Source organism: Paracraurococcus lichenis (genome assembly GCF_030657435.1).
GTDB lineage: Bacteria > Pseudomonadota > Alphaproteobacteria > Acetobacterales > Acetobacteraceae > Paracraurococcus > Paracraurococcus lichenis.
In genome coordinates this window covers 1-854 of sequence record NZ_JAUTWS010000366.1, presented here as the reverse complement: position 1 = coordinate 854, position 854 = coordinate 1, and the positions used below count along the sequence as shown (strand labels likewise).

The 854-nt window shown below is 67.3% G+C and carries 1 pseudogene; it reads right to left on the bottom strand.

Annotated elements, in window-relative coordinates:
* A pseudogene (locus Q7A36_RS40270) lies at positions 1–610 on the bottom strand (hypothetical protein); the annotation flags it as partial.
* Positions 611–854 lie beyond the last annotated feature (244 nt).

Genomic DNA, 854 nt, shown 5'->3' with positions numbered 1-854 from the left:
CAAAGGTCGCGTCCAAGGTCACCGTGACCGCCTCGGCGCTGGCACTGGCACTGGCACTGGCACTGGCACTGGCGGGCGTCTCGGTTGCGGGTCGCATCGGCAAGGTCTCGGCGACCTTGAAGGTATGGCGGCGCAAGCTCTCCGGATCCAAGCCCGCATCGACTGGGAACATCTGACCGAGCAGGTCAGCCGCGGTCCGGTAGGTCAGCAGTGCAGAGAGCTGGGCGCGCAACCGGTCCAGCTCCGGGGTCGAGCGGACACGTGGTGGCCAGTCCACGCCAGCCTCGGCGGAGCCGCATCCGGCACAGTGGAAACGGGGCAGCCGGACCGTCACCTGACCGAACAGTGTTGCAACCTCATGCTGACGATAGTCTTTCATCCGACACGGGGTGCCGCAGTCCCGGCACTCCGGGCGGAGCGTGGCATGAAGACGGGCCTGCGCGGCGACGATCTCCTGCTGCACCCCGGCCAGGAGCTGCTTGCTCTCGGCTAGGGTCAGTCCCAGGCTGGCCAGGTCGGCGAGGGTGTAGGGCCTGGAGATTTGCACAACGTCGGTGCTGTGCTCCGTCCCATCGGCCTCAACACTCACCAGTCTCACGATCCAGGCCACGTCGGCACTACCTCAGCGCGGAAAACGAGCCAGAGCATACCCGCTCTCGGTGGCAGGCCCCCAATGCTGCGGCAGTCCCTCAGGCAGCTACGGCCGGTGCGAGGATCGTGACGCGCGCTGCGATCCGCTTCCGGATCGACTGTTGCACTTGGCGCTGCGCCTTGGCGCGCGGTAGCTCCATCTCGGCAATCGGCGCGTCTGCGCCGTAGAGCGCCTCGTGCTCGGCCCAGTTGTCGAAGCCGAG